Genomic DNA, 15,819 nt, shown 5'->3' with positions numbered 1-15,819 from the left:
GCAGACAAAGGCGGGAAAACGAAACGCAAAAACAGCCCTTTTTCCCGCGCGGGGGAAAGCCCGTCAGTTTTTTTCCCCGAACCGCTTCTTCTGGCCCAGAAAATACTCCAGATCGGTGAGGCTTTCACCCGTCTTCGCCCCTTCTACGGCGAGATCTATCGCCCTTAGCGCCCCTTCGGGGTCTCCCGCGCAGTATCTGGCCTCGGCGAGGGTGTCCAGCAGGGCGGGCAGAGGCATGGAGGAGACGGCTTTTTCGGCCAGCTCCACCGCGCGGGGGCAGTCCCTCAGCCCTTCGTCCTTCGCGGTCGCCAGGGTCCACGCCAGAGCGTTCTGGATGAAGGGGTTTCCCGGTTCGAGGGCGAGCGCCTCCCAAAGGTCCGAAAGAGCCTCTCTTTCCCTTCCTTCGCCGGCGAGGAAGATCGAGCGCTGGACGAGGGAACCCGCTTCCCCCGGATTGGCCGCGATATACCCGTCAAGGCCCCTTATCGCCACGCTTCTTTGGAGGCTTTCCCCGAGCCCCGGAGCCTGCAGGACCCCGGCGCAGACGAAGAGCACGGCGAGTATAGCCCACATCAGCCTTTTAATGTTGCGGACTTTTCTGTGATGGCCCTCGACAAGGGAGGGGTTTTCGCTCGCGGCGGCGAGAAAATCCATCCGTTCCCCGAGCGAGCCGTGGTGCCAGGAGGGAAGGTCGCGAATATCGCCGGAGTAGCGGGAGATGGTTTCAAGGGCGCTGTTAAAGGGGCGGAAGGTGTTTAGCACCTCAAGGGAGTAGAGATCGGCCTGCCTCTCGAAGGCCCTTGAAATTGCCCCGAAGGCGTAGCGGAAACCGACGACGAGCACAACTATCGTCAGTACGGCGACCGCGAAGGAGAGGGTTCCCTTTGCGCCCCCCTCCGCGAAGAGGTCCGGGTGGGCGTACCTCGCCCATATCGCTCCAAGGTCTGCAAGCTCGTAGATAAGCGACATAAGCGCAATCAAAAGCCCCGCGAAGAAGAGGAGGTAAAACCAGAGGTGATTGTAGCGGACATGGCCCGCCTCGTGCGCCACCACGGCGGATATCTCGTCCTCGTCGAGCGCGTTGAGAAGGGCCGGAGTTATGAGCAGATAGCGGAATCTCGGCACAAGGCCGATAATCCCCGCGGTGAGAATTTTACCCTCCATGAGCGGCCAGACCATTATCTCTCGCACTCTAAGCCCCATGTATTTCGTCAGGAGGGTCAGCCGCTCGCGCAGATGTCCCTCCGCCACCGGCCTGCACCCCCACAGCGCGGTGATGGCCACCGGCAGGAATATCGCGACCGCGATGAGGAAGAAGGGGGCGTAGAGAAATTCAAGAAAAGGATTCGCCTCGATGGCGCTTTCAAGCGACGGGAAGAGAAGGAATATGCCGTCTCCGATGAGCGCGATGAGAAACCAGGGCACGAGGATAGAGAATTCCGTCCTGGCGTTGGACAAAACAAAAGATTTTCTCGAGGTCGACTGGCCTAGCAAAACAGATTTGAGGGGGTAAACTTCCCACCATAGAACGATCAGGAAGAAAAAGAACGGCAGAAGACCGGCGAGGGAGCCCAGAAGTTCCGAGTGCTTCGCCAGCGGGCTTATCACCAGCGCCGGAAAGGGCGTCGAAAAGATCAGCACGGCGAAGGGGACGGTGAGCAGAAGCTGGTATCTCTGAAGCATTCCCGAGACCAGCGGACGGTAGTAGGCGGTTGCCGCTGAGCTGTTTATCGCCGCGATCATCATCCGGCGAAAGCGCCAGCGAAGCATTCCCCAGACCCCGGCAATTATCAGGGGGATGAGCAAAAGCCCCGCAAGCCCGGCGCTTTTTTGCCCGTCAACGGGCGAAAGAGCCACGATGGTAAGGGCTATAAGGAACGTGAGTATCGAGTTGTACATTCAAGTCTCCCAAGAGACCGTTAAAAAACGTCGAGAGAAGCCCCGGTTTCAAGGAGACGCGGAGCGAGAAGCGAGACATAACCAGTAGTTAGGCGAGCGACGAGCGAGCACGCGACGATGAAAATGGGGCTCGCAACAGTTTTTAAACGGTCTCTGACTAGTTTACCCCAAAATCCCCCGCAAAAGAGTTCTGTTTCAGGGGGGTGGCGATACCCCTTAAAATTAAGAGTAAAACCGGAGCAAAATTTGTTAAACGCGGACGGCCTCCGAAAGGCGCACCCAGAATAAAATAAAAACCCGTAAAACGACGTTTCATCAACAGAGATAATCGAAACTCCGTTTTTATTATTTTAAATATCATGAAATCGAAAAAATCGTTTTAAAGAAAATAAAGGCCCGAAAATACGGCCCGAAAGCGAAAGCCATCATTTTGATTGGAACTTTGTTTTTCTTTAATGTACATGTAACGGTCATTCCACCGGCTTCATGGCAAAATAAGGCGAACGGCGGTTGGTTAACAGGAAATAACGAACGGCTGTTTTTCAGATGACATTTTGATTGGACAAATACGTTAACCAGGAACGGCGTTTTTATTATCTTCATACCTTTCTACCCATAATAAGGAGCAAGAATACGTCATGAGCAGGGAAAAAGGAATCTTGAAGGAATCGACTCTCGAAGCGTATCTGGAGAGTCGCGGAGTCAGCCGTCGCGGGTTCCTGAAGTTTTGCAGCGCCGTCGGCGCGACGTTAGCCCTTCCGGCGAGCTTTGCCGAAAAGGCCGCCGCGGCTTTGACTGCAGACAACAGGCCCCCGGTAGTATGGCTGGAGTTCCAGGATTGCGCGGGAGACACCGAATCGCTCCTTCGCGCTACCCGGCCCACCGCAGCCGAACTCATACTCGATTATCTTTCGCTAGACTACCACGAGACTATCATGGCCGCCGCGGGCCATCAGGCCGACGAACTTCTGTACCAGACGGTCAACAACTACAAGGGCAAGTACATCGCCATAGTCGAAGGCGCGATACCCACGGCCAAGAACGGCATCTACTGCATGGTCGGCGGCAGGACGGCGATGGCCGTCGCCCAGGAGGTTTGCGGAAACGCCGCAGCGATAATCTGCGTCGGAACCTGCTCCTCCTTCGGAGGCATTCAGGCCGCCGCTCCGAACCCCACCGGCGCCAAGGCGGTTATGGACATCATCTCCGGAGTTCCGATCGTCAACCTCCCCGGCTGCCCGGTCAACGTGGTCAACCTGACCGCCACCGTGGTCCACTACCTGACCTTCGGCTCACTGCCCGCCCTCGACAAGCTCAAACGCCCCCTCTTCGCCTTCGGCAAGCGCATCCACGACAACTGCGAGCGCAGAGCCCACTTCGATCAGGGCCAGTACGTGGAAGCCTGGGGAGACGCGGGACACCGCGACGGGTGGTGCCTCTACAAGATGGGCTGCAAGGGCCCGAGCACCTTCCACAACTGTCCCACCGTCCGCTGGAACGACGGCCAGAGCTGGCCCGTTCAGGCCGGTCACGGCTGCGTGGGCTGTTCCGAGCCCGGCTTCTGGGACACCATGGGTCCCTTCTACGATCGCGTGCCCAACGTACCGGGCTTTGGCGCGGACGTTACGGCGACAAAGATCGGCCTCGGCCTCGTTGGAGCGGCCGCCGCCGGCATCGCCGTGCACGGCGTCGCCAAATCGCTGCAGCTCAAGGCCACCGACGGCGAAGAACATTAAAAACGCGATTAAACGATTTGATATAGGAGAAAGACCCGATGGCCACCAAGAAACTTGTTATTGATCCGTTGACTCGAATCGAAGGCCACCTTCGAATCGAGGCCGTAATAGAAAACGGCGTCGTCAAAGACGCCTGGAGCTCCTCGACGATGTGGCGCGGCATCGAGCAGATTCTCGTAGGGCGCGACCCCCGCGAGCTGTGGTACTGGACCCAGCGCTTCTGCGGCGTCTGCACCACCGTTCACTCCATAGCCTCCGTCCGCTCCGTGGAAGACGCCCTCGACATCGCCGTCCCCCTGAACGCCGAGCTGATCAGAAACCTCATGATCGGCATTCAGGCCGTTCAGGACCACGTCATACACTTCTACCATCTCCACGCCCTCGACTGGGTAGACATCACCTCCGCCCTTCAGGCCGATCCGGCCAAGACCTCCGCCCTGGCGCAGGCCATCGGGCAGAAGTACGCCGTCGGCGTCCTTGGAAACCGCCCCTACGCCAAAAGCTCGGCCCAGTATTTCGAGACGATTCAAAAGCGCGTCGCCGCCTTCGCGGGCACCAAGAGGCTCGGGCCGTTCGCCAACGCCTACTGGGGTCACAAGGCCTACAAGCTTCCCCCCGAGGCCAACCTCATGGGCGTGGCTCACTACCTCGAAGCTCTCGACTGGCAGAAGGACGTCATCAAGATTCACGCCCTCCTCGGCTCGAAGAATCCCCATCCGCAGACCTTTCTCGTCGGCGGCATGTCGATTCCCGTCGACCCGAACAGCCAGAACGCCATCAACGCCGACATGATCGCCCATATCAGGGAGCTTCTCGTTTCGGCCAAGAACTTCGTCGAGCAGGTCTACATTCCCGACCTTCTCGCGGTGGCCTCCTTCTACAAGGAATGGGGCGCAATCGGCGGCGGCGGCGGAAACTTCGACTTCATCAGCTTCGGCGACTACCCGACCCAGTCGGCGGTGAAGCACAACGACAAGGCGCTCTGGCTCAAGCCCGGCAGAGTGACAGCAGCCGACTTCCCCACGCTTCACCCGGTAAGGCCCGAGGACATCACCGAGTACGTCACCCACTCGTGGTACTCCTACAACGGCGGCGACGACAAGGGGCTGAACCCCTTCGTCGGCGAGACGAAGGAAAACTATACCGGACCGAACCCCGGCTCCGGCAAGTACGACTACCTCGACACCGACAACAAGTACACATGGGTAAAGGCCCCGCGCTATCTCGACCGCCCCGTCGAGGTCGGCCCCCTGGCCCGCGTCCTCATCGCCTACGCTCAGGGACAAAAGGAGTTCAAGGGAGTCGTCGATCTGGTTCTCTCTGACCTCGGCATACCGGCGTCGGCTCTCTTCTCCACCCTCGGGCGCACCGCCGCCCGCGGCATCGAAACCCTCGTCACCGCGACGAAAAACCTCGAATGGCTCGACATGCTCGCGGCGAACATCAAGGCCGGCGACCTTCGCGTCCACGCCGGAGAGAAGTGGGACCCCGCGACCTGGCCCAAGGAGTGCAGGGGCGTGGGCTTCCACGAGGCTCCCCGCGGCACCCTGAGCCACTGGACAAACATACGGGATACCAAGATCGCCAATTTCCAGGCGGTTGTTCCCTCCACCTGGAACGCCTCCCCGCGCGACGCCAAGGGTCAGCGCGGTCCCTACGAATCGGCCCTCATCGGGACGCCCATCGCGGATCCGGAAAAGCCGATCGAGATTCTCCGCACCATCCACTCCTACGATCCGTGCCTGGCCTGCGCAGTACACGTCCTGGACGAAAACGGCAAGGAACTGACCACGGTTAAGGTCCTTTAGGGCCGGGAGAGGCGACATGGAAAGCGTCATGAAACCCGTCAAGGTCTGGGAATTCCCGGTAAGGGTGATTCACTGGACCAATTTTCTGGCGATAGTATCCCTCATCGTCACCGGGATATATATCCACTACCCGTTTCTGGCAACGGCCCACATGCCGGACCTCTTCGTGATGGGCTGGGCCCGCACGGTCCACTTCGTAAGCGGCTGGATGCTCATGATCGGAGTCGCGGGGAGGATAATCTGGGGCATAGTCGGCAACAAATACGCCAAACTGCGCACCTTCGTCCCCTTCACCTACGCCAGCGGCCGCGAAAATCTGGTGGCGGTCTTCCGCTACTATACGCTGATGTCTCCCCGGCTGCCCCCGAGGCTGGGCCACAACGCAATGGCCAGCATGGCCTATCTGGCGATAGGGGCCTGCATGATCTTCCAGATCATCTCCGGCTTCGCACTCTTCGGGCAGTACGATCCCGCCGGCATGGCCAACAGCCTCTTCGGCGGAATCTTCGTCTTCATGAGCAACGGGTACGTCCGCCTGATACATTACTTTATGACGTACGTGTTTATCGCCTTCGCGATGTTCCACGTGTACGCAATGTGGATGTCCGATATCGCGGAGCGCGACGGGTGTTCGGGAAGCATGTTCAATGGATACAAGTACGGCGACCCCAATCTCAAGGAGTAACCGCACCCTGGTGCTGGCTCTGGGCAATCTGGTCATGACCGACGACTCGGCGGGACTGGTCGCCCTTGGCCGCTTTAAAGAAAAATACCTGGCGCCCGAGGGGGTAGACCTCCTCGACGGGGGAACCCTCGGGCTCGACCTTCTTTACTATATGGAAGGTTACAAGCGGATACTCATCGTCGATTGCGTGATGAGGACGAAAAACCCCGGCGAGGTCGTGCTGGTCGAGGCCGATGAAATCGAGACGGTCTTCGCCAACTGCCTCTCGCCCCACCAGATGGGGCTCAAGGACCTTATCGCCGTACTTCGGCTTCAGGGCAGGATGCCCGAGCAAATGACGGTGGTAGGCATCGAGGGCGAGGCCGTCGAACTGGGGACCGAACTCACCCGCGCCGTAGCGGGCGCAATCGACGAGGCCGTGGAAACGATGGCCGGAGTTCTGAAATCCTGGGGGATAGGACTGACTCCGCTAAAGGCCTGAAACGTGAAAGGGCCGCCCAACCGGGCGGCCCTTTCACGTTTATATTCATCTTTTATCCGGCCGCAGTTCGTACAGGTACTCGGCCAGCATTTTTTCTTCCTCGTCGCTTATCTTCGCGCCGCGCTCCCGCATCACCTTGACCGTCCTTCGCCAGTCTTCGAGGGATTTTCTTTTGGACAGAGGGGTTTCGGTGGTGTGGCAGGCGCCGCAGCCCCTTTCAAATACCATCTCATCCGCGGAACGCGACCTCGAACATCCTCCCGCCGCGAGAAAAAGAGCTATCCCAAGGGCGATGAGTGCGGTTTCCGGTAATCGTCTACAGCCCGCCATCCCGTTATCCCCTCCGGCCTCAGCGACCAAAAGGATTCCAGCCGTCCGTGAAAAAAATCCATCTTCGAGAGGGCCGCGATAACTCCGGCTTCGGTGTCCTTGCCGATGATTCCCCGAAGCGCCGCCCACTGATGGAAAAGTCTAAGCGATTCCCCGATAAGGTCAAGCTCTTCGAGGGTCGGACCGAGGGTGTTGATGATATACCAGTTGCCGAGGTACTTGCGGACGGTTTCGGCGTCGCTCTTCTCGGGCGCGAGCTCAAGTATGTCCACGACGAAATCCCGAAGGTACCTGTCCGCCTTGTGCGCCAGATCGCTTGCCTTCTGGTCCGCAAGCGCCGGGCCGGTCCCGGAGCGCAGCCACTGGTAGAAGAGGCCGAGAAAGCCCCGTGCGCGCCCGTCCATTTCCACGAAATTTTCAAAAAGGTTGTTTCCTGAGCCGTTTGCCATCATATCCTCACCCGCGAAACTCGTAATCGAAAGCCACCGTCAAAAAGCCGTGAAGTATGGAGGCGGTAAGACCCCAGATAACCCTGTGCTCCCAGGTGAAGGAATAGAGATCGTCGGGGTGCCTTGAATTGATTCTCTTCAGGTGGCTGTCCGGGCCGGAAAGGTGGGGGAGCGGGACGGTGAAGACCTCGCAAACCTCCGCCGGCTCCGGTTTAAAGGAATAGTCCTTCTCGGGAAGGAACATGACCACGGGAGTCACCAGATAACCCGAAACCGAGGTCCGGTCGTCGAGGACGCCGAGAATCTCAAGGTCTTTTGGTCTCACCCCTATCTCTTCCCAGGTCTCGCGAAGGGCGGTGTCCAGAAATGAGGAGTCGCAGGGATCGGCCCGCCCGCCGGGAAAGGAGACCTCCCCCTTGTGGTGAAGGACGGTGCCGGTGCGAAGGGTGAAGAGGAGGTCCAGACCGCGACGGCCGGGTGACAAAAGAAGCGCGACCGCCGCCGGAGAGAGCTCCTCTGCAGGCATAACCAGCCTTCGGCGGGAGGACAGGCGGGACCTGATCTGGTCGATGGCTTTTAGGGGTTCCATGTTTTTATAAAGCATTTTTCAGTGCAGACGCAAACAAGGGCGTGTCCCTTTAGGGACGCCGGTGCGGTTATAAACCCCGCTATGCGCTCAATGACAACTGTTGCACAGTTCCTTCTGCGGCTTTGCGTAAAGGTGCGCTTCGTTTGAGGCGTGCGGGTTGTGACAGCCGGCGCAGGAAAGTTCGTTTCCGGAGACGGGGAAAGGCGCGGGGCCGGGATAATCCTTTGCGGATTTTGCGTCCAGCACATGTTTTTTGTGGCTGGAGTGGCATTCCTTGCAAAGGGTGTTTACCGGCTTTTTCAGCAGCGGATATTCCGCGGAGGAATGAGGTTTGTGGCACTGCGTGCAGCCTTCGTCGAGGGCGTCGTGGCGAACCTTCTTGTCCTTCGCGGGGTCCTTGTGGCAGGCGAAGCAGAGTTTGTCTCCGGCGGAGGTCAGGAGGTTCTTCTGATCCGACCCGTGGGGCTTGTGGCAGGAGGAGCAGCCCTCGTCCAGGGCGGTATGAACCTTGCCGGATTTCGCCGGGTCACTGTGGCAATTAAAGCAGAGCGCGTTGCCCTTCGCCTTGACGAGGTTTTTGTTTTCGGAGCTGTGCGGCGCGTGGCAGGAGGTGCAGCCCTCCTCCAGGCCGGTATGGGGAATCTTGCCCTCTTTGCCGGGAACGGTGTGGCAGTTAAGGCAGAGCTTGTCTCCTGCGGCGTTCAAAAGCTTCTTCGTGTTTGTGGCGTGAGGTTTGTGGCAGGCGTTGCAGCCCTCGTCCATGGCCGTGTGGACGACCTTGCCCTTGGCGGGATCGGTGTGGCACTGGGTGCAAAGACCGGGGATTTTAGCTTTAAGCAGTTTTTTCCCAAAGCCCGCGTGGGCGTCGTGGCAGGCGGTGCAGCCCTCGTCCAGCGCCGCGTGAACAACCGAAGCCCCCGTTACCGGATTGTCATGGCAGTCTAGGCAGAGGTCTTTTGCTTTCACGAGGAACTTTTTATTTTCGCCGCCGTGGGGTTTGTGGCAGTCGGCGCAGTCCTTGGCCGCGGGATGAAGCTCCTTGCCGTTTCCGGCCTGGGGAACGTCGTCGTGGCACTCCCTGCAGAGTTTCTCCATGGGTTTTGCGAGGTACGCCTTCTGAACCGACATGTGCGGATTGTGGCAGGCGGTGCAGCCGTCGTCGGAAACCGGGGAATGTACCTTTTGGCCGCTCTGCTGGAGGTCTTTGAGGGTGGTATGGCAAACGTTGCACTTCGCAGTAACGTCTTTAATCTTTATGGCCGCGGCAGCGCCCTGTCCGTGGCAGGCGTCGCATTTTCCCTGAGTGAGAGGGAAATGGATTTTGCCTTTGACGAGTTTCGTCTGGCTGGAGTCATGCACGGGGTGGCAGGTCAGACACTGCTCGACGGTCAACGGCAGATTGCCGTGCAGGGTCGAGACTTCGAGATCCTTCTTGAAGTTGTGGCACTGCAGGCACTTTTCCTTGGCCTTGGCCAGGTTTCCGTCCTTGTGGGGGCTGTGGCAGCTCTGGCAGCCTTCCTTGACGGGCTGATGTACGGTTGCGCCGTCCCTGTACCCGTCGTGGCACTCCTCGCAACCGGCGGGGAAATCCGCCCTAAGCTGCCTGGTTCCGATCTCGCGGTGGGGATCGTGGCACTTGGCGCAGCCTTTGAGCTCCTTGCCGTGTCCTTCCTTGAGGACCTTGGGATGACACTGGACGCAAAGGTCGTTCTTGTCACCCTTGATGAGACGGGGAGTGGTGCCGTGGGGATCATGGCAGTCGTCGCAGAATTTGCCGCTCTCGTTAGCCGACGGGGGATGAAATTTTTTGTCCGGGACCGACTTCGCCTGGGAATGGCACTCCTGACATGTCAGCCGAAGCCCCTTGTAAAGCCTGTACGGGAAGCCGGTGTAATGAGGGTCGTGGCAGGCCATGCAGCCGCCCTCCTCGAAAGCTGCGTGATTTTTAGCCCCCGCGTAGTTTTTCGCATGACACGATTTGCAGGGCTCGAGCTTCTGGGGGGCCATCAGCTTTACGTTCTGGCTGAGGTGCGGTTCGTGGCACTCGGTGCATGTCGCGACGGTCGACTTGAAATGGTTGTTGGACATCGGGTCGGCGTCGTTCTCGGGGTTCTGGGATACGACGACGTGGCACGCCAGACAGACGTAAGGCTGACCGCCCTCGACGAGCTTCATGTTTTCGTCGTGGCAATCGGAGCACTGGGAGATGTCGCGGGAATGCATGTGGCGGCGGATGAAGCCGGAGGGCACAGGGTCTTTGTCCTGAACGAAGTAAACCTCTATATAGGTGCCGGAAACGTTGAAGCGGTTTATCCCGGGATCGAGCTTGGCTGAAAAATTGAATATCCCGGAAGGCCCTGCGACGGCCTCGGCCTGTTCAAGCCCGGTGGGACGGATATGTTGCCAGGCAATGGTTTTGCCGGGCTGGTCCTTGCCGATTACGGTCACGAAATCGTCACCCAGCGCCGTGTTGAAGGGGGGTGACAGTATCTGAACCGCACTGGCCGAAGGAGCGAAAGCCGCCAGAAAAATTGCAATTAGGAGCGTCAGCGTGGACAAGCTGTGGCGCGAACCCGAAATCATTCTTTCAGTTCATCCCGAGTTAAGGTTTTTCAAAATCTCTCAAGATACGGAATGTGCCTTTATACATTAATAATGTTTCGCGCCGCAACAGGCGGAGAGACAAAAACCCCCAAAAATTTGACGGCGGACGGCTGCGGCGGCGCGAGGCTTTCGGGAGTCCCCGAAAAAAACCTGACATAAAGGCATGCGGACATCTTTTTGCCGGGTACGGTAAAAATGAGCGATATGCGGAATTGCCTTGGGCGAAGGAGTTGTGGTATTTAAGAAAAGTTTCAGGATGTGGAGTTCAACCGCATTGTGGGGCATCCGCCCACCGGCTTGAAAAGGTGTTTTATGAAAATCAAAAGCGTGACTGCCTTAATGGTTATCGCAATGTTTGCGGTTTGCGTCGCCGCCGAGCAGGGGTTCGCGGCAATGCAGATCCGCAAAAAAACAGGGGGCGAAGCGCCTGCCGGAGGCGCTCCGGCTGAAGGGGCTCCTCCCGCGGCTCCGGCGCAAACCGCCGCGCCCGCCCCCGCAGGCGAAGCCGCAGCCCCTCCCTCTTCCGCTCCGGCTTCCTCTCCGGCTGGCGCGCTGGTTTCCGCCCCCGCTGCCGAAGAAGAGCCGAAGCCGAGGAAGATTACCGCGGAGTCCTTCGTCGGCAGCGTCGTTTACGTCAGGGGGGACAAAATACTCGCAGAGATCCCCGGCGGCGCCAAAAAGAACGAACGCTACATGGTCTACAGCACAAGGCTAAAGCGCCTCGGCCGCGCGATAGTCGAGCGCCAGGTCAGCAAGGGCATGTTCATGCTGAAGGTGCAGCGCGGCGGCGGTTCGCAGGGAGACCGGCTCGCGAGGGAGACGGAAAAAGAGGCCTACACGAGAGTCCGCAGCGCCGACACCGTAGAAGCCTACAAGGAATTCCTACAGGTCTTTCCCCAGTCTCCGCTGGTTGGACGTGTCGCCCAGAGGATGTTCCGGCTGAACCTTCGCGAGACCTTCCCGGCGCCCGACGGCGGTGCCATATTCGGGCAGGTCAAGCTCGAAGAGCAGGTCAGCCAGGACATTCCCCTCGCCAGGGCCATGATAAAGCTGGACCGTTTCGTCATCGGCATGACCGACGACGCCGGGAAATTCTCTCTGGACGGCATCCCCGTAGCCGAGTACCCGGTTTCGCTGAAGCTGACGGTCCGGGATGAAAAGTTCGAGATGGCCAAGGAAATCATGGTCGAAATCCCGGCGGCAGCACCGGCGAAGATAGAGATGGACCTTCCGGTCAAGCTCACTCCGACCTACCTCGTCGGAACCGTGCAGGATTCGAGCGGCGCTCCGATACGCGAGGCGGAGGTCTGGACGAGCCCCTATACAATGGAAGTGCTGACCGACGAAAAGGGCCAGTTCCGCATCTCCAGAAAGAAAAAGATCGACGCTTCGGGCGGACTCCTCGAAGGAGACGAGCCCCTTCTCGGCAGGGACTACAAGATTTACGCTTACCGCAAGGGGTTCGGCGCCGAGAGCGTCGAAATCGCAGCGGGCAATTTCAAGGAAAACAAGGCGCCCGATCTCAGACTGGCGAATCAGGACCCTTACGAAGAGGGTGTTCCGGACCTTGACGTCGATCTGCGCGCCAATCTCGATTTGATGCAATTCGTCGTGCCTGCCGGCAGCGGGCCGAAATTCAACCGCTGAGCCTGGAAAACAATCGGCAGGGCATTACGTTGACGATTTTGAAAAAGGTAGAGGGACCGATGCGAAACTCTCTTTCAATAAGAAAAATCCTGGCAGGTTTCCCGGGTGTCTGTATCTCGCTTGTTCTCGCCGCCCTTCTGGTTTCGGCGGCGCCCGGCGTGGCGCAAGCCAAAGCCGGTTCGATTTTCGGCGACGACACCGTTGTCGCCGGCCTGAAGCTGATGACCCAGAAAGCTCCCGAAGCCGCCGGAAGCGCGCCGAGTGCGCCGCCCCCGGCAGCTCCGCCTCCCCCGCCCCCAAAGGCTCCCGAGGCGGTCAAGGAAGCTCCCCCTCCCCCGCCTCCTCCCGCTCAGGAGGCTCCCAAAACCGAAGCCGCTCCTGCGGCCGAGGAAAAAGCTCCTCCCGCGGCTGAAGAAGCCGCCGCCCCGGCTCCCGTTCCCGCCCCCAGCCTTGCTCCCGCGAGTTCGGCCGCAATGGAAGAGAGAAGGGAAGCCGACGCCGCCGTGGCGGAGGAGATCGCTGAGGAAGAAGCCCCCAGAGCGGGCGGAACCCTGGTGGTGGAATCGTCTCCCGAGGGCATAAAGGTCTTCATCGACGGCGAAGAGCTTGGCGTGACGCCGATTGCGGTCGAAGGGCTCGCCGATTCGCCGCACGAAATCATCCTGTTCCATCCTCAAAAGGGCGCTTTCAGCCAGATGGTGGAAAGCGGAAGCGGACGCATTTTCATCGATCTCTCCACTCAGGGCGGACTGGGAGTCGGCTTTCTCAATATCGAGACGACCCCCTCCAACGTGAGGATAGACCTCGACGGCAAGCGCCTCGGCCTCAGCCCTGTAAATCAGCCGGTAGTCTCCGGGAAACACAAGGTTCTCCTCTCCAAGGATGGTTACGTTGACAGGGAGTTCACCGTCGAAGTCAAGGCGGGGGCCACCCAGGCCATAAAGGAAACCCTCGAGGAAAAGGCGGGCGCGCTGCTGATAATCGTCACCCCGACGGGCGGCAAGGTCTTCCTCGACGGCAACGCCGTCGGCGTGGCCGACGCTCCCCTCCGCATCGCCGACGTTCCGGCCGGAATCCACGAAATCCGCGTCGACAAGGAGGGGTTCATCCCCTGGTCGCGCAACAACGTGAAGGTTACCCGCGAAAAAACGGAGACCATACTCGCCTCGCTGCAGGCGCAGCGTAGCGAAGCCGCTGTCCGCATCTTCACCGATCCGGAGGGGGCGAGGGTCTGGCTCGACGGCAAGGAACTCGGCGTCGCAGGTCCCGAGGGCGTCGGCTTCGTGACCGAAAAGGGCACCCACGTACTGAAGATGGAACTCAATCCCGCGATAACCGCCGGTTACCGTCCCCTTCAGGTCTCGGTCTCCTTCACCGAAGATTCGGTGGATTACCAGGCAAATCCGATAAAGCTCCCGGTAATCGACGAGGCCTACCTCAGCGCGCAGAAAGTCTTCGAGGCGGGCAAGGACGAGGAAGCCATCTCTTTTCTCGACCGCGTCGACCCGGCGAAGGCGAGCTACCCCGAATCAAGAATAATGATGATACGCATTCTCCAGAATCTCCGCAGAACCAGCGAAATACCGGCGGAATTTGAAAAGCTTTTCTCCCAGCCCATCTACAAGAAAAACCCGGTGCTCAATCTCGGGATGGGTTACTGGGCGATTCAGGCGGCGAAACAGGCTGGAAAGGGCGAAGGGTCCGACTATCTTTCAAAGGGCATCGACGCGCTTGACCGCTGCGTCGAATCGGTGGATTACTTCCCGGCGGACGAGCGCCAGTCGCTTGCCCTGAAGGCCCATTACTATACGGGGATAGCCTCCGAGCTTCTCTTCGGCCTCACCAACGAGAAAAAATACGTCAAAAAAGGCGTTCAGGCCTGGGAAATGTTCTTTGCCCGTCTGAATTCGAGTGAAGAAACCCTTGGAACAAGCTGGATTGAAAAAGCCAAGAAACACCAGAAGAATCTCAGTTATCTCGAAAAGAAGCTGGGTCGCTAGCGCGATTTTACTTCTTGCAGTCTGTCTTTGCTGCTGCTCCCCTTCCGGGAAATCCGAAGGGGGATCTTCCATCGGCACGAAGGCGACCGAGGTTGACCGGCTTAAAAACAGCTGGGTGGGTCTTTACGCCCAGAGAAACGAGAAGATAGCCCGCCTTCTTTCCGACGGCGAAGGGTGGGTTAATTTCAGGGAGATGGCTCTTCCCGCCGCCATTACGGCATTCTCTTCGGGCACGAGCATCCCGGAGCGCATCGGCAAGGCCAGGGCCTGTCTCCAGCTGGCGGAGACTTTCGCCGTCCTTGACGGCTTTTATCTCAAGACCGAGGCCGAGTATCTCGGTTCCCCCGCCGTGAAGGGGATTCCCGGGGCTGCCGGGCGGCTTGGCTTCATAAGATTGAGGCAGGGCGACACGGATGCGGCCGGAAAAATATTCTCAGCCGCTCCCCCGAGAGGGCAGGAGGCGGTCTGGAGCCTGGGGAGGGCCGGAGTCGAAGTCATCTCCGGCAAATCCTCCGGCGGCGCAGCCCTTGAGAAGGCGGTAAAGGAAGCCCCGGCGGACAAGACCTCCCTGGCATTGACGGCCTCCTACAGCTGGGGCCGCCCGGCCGGAATAAAGGACAAGAGCCAGTACTCCAGCGCCGTTTCCTCTCTTGCGGGCGGCGATTTCGGAGCTGCCGCAGGAGCCCTGGAGCGGGCCGGTTACGGCAGCGCCGAGGAGGCGGGGCCCGATCTCTTTTTGTACGATCTTTTAAGAATCACATACGCGAAATACGCCCTGGCGTCGCTAAAGACCGTGGGAGGGCAGGAGGCCGCCTGGCTTTCCGGCCGCGCTTTATGGCTTCTCAAGGACTACGAGGCAAGCGTCTCGGCGCTGGCTGGCGTAACCGGGGAGCAAAGCGGCACGCTGCACCCCGCCCTTTTGTTCGGGGTGATCATCGACGGGCAAGAAATGCTCGAAGTCTCGACGGCGCTTCGCGGCGCGTCGCTGATCCGGGCGGGGAAAACCGCGGAGGGGACGGCGGTTTTAAAGGAACTGCTGGACGGCGATCCCGGCGCTTTCACCCTCGCGTATCTCGCCGAACTGCAGGTCGGCATGGGAATAAAAGGGCCTTTGGGCAATCCCGAGCAGGCCGTGAATGACTCCATCACCGCAATCCGGATGGACCGGATAAAGATGCTGGAGGTTGAAAACGGCGAAATCGCTTCGGCGATTCTGGGGGCGAGGCAAGCGGAGATTTGCCGGAAGGCTTCCTCTGTCGTGAGGGCCGGGGGCAAATCCCGCGAGGCGCTCGACCTCCTCGACAGCGCCCACCAGAAGAGAAAAGGCTACAAGCCGGATTTCATAAATCCGCCCGCCTTCCTTCTTGACCTGGCAAGCGCTTACGCCCAGACCGGCCAGTATGCTCCTTCGACGGAGATACTCTTTGAACTCAGCAACCAGTACCCCGCTGTCCGGCTGGGTTACGAGAGCCTTAAAAGACTTTACGCGTCGCGAACAGGGGGAGAGGCGCCCCCGCGATGAAGATTTTTCGGTCTGACTTGGGGAAGAGAAGGACCGGCAGTATTTACTTTCGCCTTTGGAGGGAATTTA

The 15,819-nt window shown here is 59.3% G+C and carries 11 protein-coding genes and 1 pseudogene; 7 read left to right on the top strand and 5 right to left on the bottom strand.

Going from position 1 to position 15,819, the window contains the following annotated elements; all coding sequences use genetic code 11:
- Positions 1-63 precede the first annotated feature (63 nt).
- Positions 64-1,899: a hypothetical protein gene (locus EPN96_07120; protein ID TAL16943.1), complete on the bottom strand. Its 1,836-nt coding sequence runs from the start codon at positions 1,897-1,899 to the stop codon at positions 64-66.
- Between the two features lie 638 nt (positions 1,900-2,537).
- Here EPN96_07120 and EPN96_07115 point away from each other — a divergent pair.
- From EPN96_07115 to EPN96_07100, 4 genes are read left to right on the top strand one after another with little or no spacing between them, the layout of a single operon-like run.
- Entirely contained in the window at positions 2,538-3,635 is a 1,098-nt protein-coding gene (locus EPN96_07115) for a twin-arginine translocation signal domain-containing protein (protein ID TAL16942.1), read from the top strand.
- A 38-nt stretch (positions 3,636-3,673) separates the two neighbouring features.
- Positions 3,674-5,443 carry a nickel-dependent hydrogenase large subunit gene (locus tag EPN96_07110; GenBank protein TAL16941.1) on the top strand — a complete coding sequence of 590 codons (1,770 nt, stop codon included), beginning with the start codon at positions 3,674-3,676 and terminating at the stop codon, positions 5,441-5,443.
- A 16-nt stretch (positions 5,444-5,459) separates the two neighbouring features.
- Positions 5,460-6,128, top strand: coding sequence for a Ni/Fe-hydrogenase, b-type cytochrome subunit (gene cybH, locus EPN96_07105; GenBank protein TAL16940.1), 669 nt, complete (start codon positions 5,460-5,462; stop codon positions 6,126-6,128).
- On the top strand, positions 6,091-6,609 hold the full coding sequence (locus tag EPN96_07100; GenBank protein ID TAL16939.1) for a hydrogenase maturation protease: 519 nt from the start codon (positions 6,091-6,093) through the stop codon (positions 6,607-6,609). Before cybH ends, EPN96_07100 begins: the two co-directional genes overlap by 38 nt.
- Positions 6,610-6,654: 45 nt before the next feature.
- Here the strand turns inward: EPN96_07100 and EPN96_07095 are convergent, their stop codons facing one another.
- From EPN96_07095 to EPN96_07080, 4 genes are all read right to left on the bottom strand, one after another.
- Positions 6,655-6,837 carry a hypothetical protein gene (locus EPN96_07095; protein ID TAL16938.1) on the bottom strand — a complete coding sequence of 61 codons (183 nt, stop codon included), beginning with the start codon at positions 6,835-6,837 and terminating at the stop codon, positions 6,655-6,657.
- 50 nt (positions 6,838-6,887) lie between these two features.
- Positions 6,888-7,388 carry a hypothetical protein gene (locus tag EPN96_07090; GenBank protein TAL16937.1) on the bottom strand — a complete coding sequence of 167 codons (501 nt, stop codon included), beginning with the start codon at positions 7,386-7,388 and terminating at the stop codon, positions 6,888-6,890.
- Positions 7,389-7,395: 7 nt separating this feature from the next.
- The gene (locus EPN96_07085) at positions 7,396-7,992 is read right to left on the bottom strand and encodes a CoA pyrophosphatase (GenBank protein ID TAL16936.1); all 597 of its coding nucleotides are present in this window, start codon (positions 7,990-7,992) and stop codon (positions 7,396-7,398) included.
- A gap of 72 nt (positions 7,993-8,064) precedes the next feature.
- Positions 8,065-10,560, bottom strand: a complete 2,496-nt coding sequence (locus EPN96_07080) for a hypothetical protein (GenBank protein TAL16935.1) — start codon at positions 10,558-10,560, stop codon at positions 8,065-8,067.
- Between the two features lie 465 nt (positions 10,561-11,025).
- Between EPN96_07080 and EPN96_07075 the strand changes: the two are divergent.
- The 3 genes and pseudogenes from EPN96_07075 (at position 11,026) to EPN96_07065 (ending at position 15,750) form a co-directional block, all read left to right on the top strand.
- Positions 11,026-11,115 (top strand): annotated as a pseudogene (locus tag EPN96_07075) (cytochrome c family protein).
- A gap of 1,172 nt (positions 11,116-12,287) precedes the next feature.
- On the top strand, positions 12,288-14,228 hold the full coding sequence (locus EPN96_07070) for a PEGA domain-containing protein (GenBank protein TAL16934.1): 1,941 nt from the start codon (positions 12,288-12,290) through the stop codon (positions 14,226-14,228).
- Complete coding sequence (locus EPN96_07065; GenBank protein TAL16933.1) at positions 14,167-15,750, top strand: hypothetical protein; 1,584 nt, start codon at positions 14,167-14,169, stop codon at positions 15,748-15,750. The genes EPN96_07070 and EPN96_07065 overlap by 62 nt, the downstream gene beginning before the upstream one ends.
- Positions 15,751-15,819 lie beyond the last annotated feature (69 nt).

It is taken from the genome of bacterium, from assembly GCA_004322275.1.
Lineage (GTDB): Bacteria > Desulfobacterota > Deferrisomatia > Deferrisomatales > BM512 > SCTA01.
The sequence above is the reverse complement of the archived record's forward strand: the minus strand, read 5'-3'. Positions and strand labels throughout refer to the sequence as shown.

Coding starts and splice junctions, on each gene's coding strand:
- EPN96_07120 (TAL16943.1), bottom strand. CDS start 1,899: ATGTACAACTCGATACTCACGTTCCTTATAGCCCTTACCATCGTGGCT.
- EPN96_07115 (TAL16942.1), top strand. CDS start 2,538: ATGAGCAGGGAAAAAGGAATCTTGAAGGAATCGACTCTCGAAGCGTAT.
- EPN96_07110 (TAL16941.1), top strand. CDS start 3,674: ATGGCCACCAAGAAACTTGTTATTGATCCGTTGACTCGAATCGAAGGC.
- cybH (TAL16940.1), top strand. CDS start 5,460: ATGGAAAGCGTCATGAAACCCGTCAAGGTCTGGGAATTCCCGGTAAGG.
- EPN96_07100 (TAL16939.1), top strand. CDS start 6,091: ATGGATACAAGTACGGCGACCCCAATCTCAAGGAGTAACCGCACCCTG.
- EPN96_07095 (TAL16938.1), bottom strand. CDS start 6,837: ATGGTATTTGAAAGGGGCTGCGGCGCCTGCCACACCACCGAAACCCCT.
- EPN96_07090 (TAL16937.1), bottom strand. CDS start 7,388: ATGGCAAACGGCTCAGGAAACAACCTTTTTGAAAATTTCGTGGAAATG.
- EPN96_07085 (TAL16936.1), bottom strand. CDS start 7,992: ATGCTTTATAAAAACATGGAACCCCTAAAAGCCATCGACCAGATCAGG.
- EPN96_07080 (TAL16935.1), bottom strand. CDS start 10,560: ATGATTTCGGGTTCGCGCCACAGCTTGTCCACGCTGACGCTCCTAATT.
- EPN96_07070 (TAL16934.1), top strand. CDS start 12,288: ATGCGAAACTCTCTTTCAATAAGAAAAATCCTGGCAGGTTTCCCGGGT.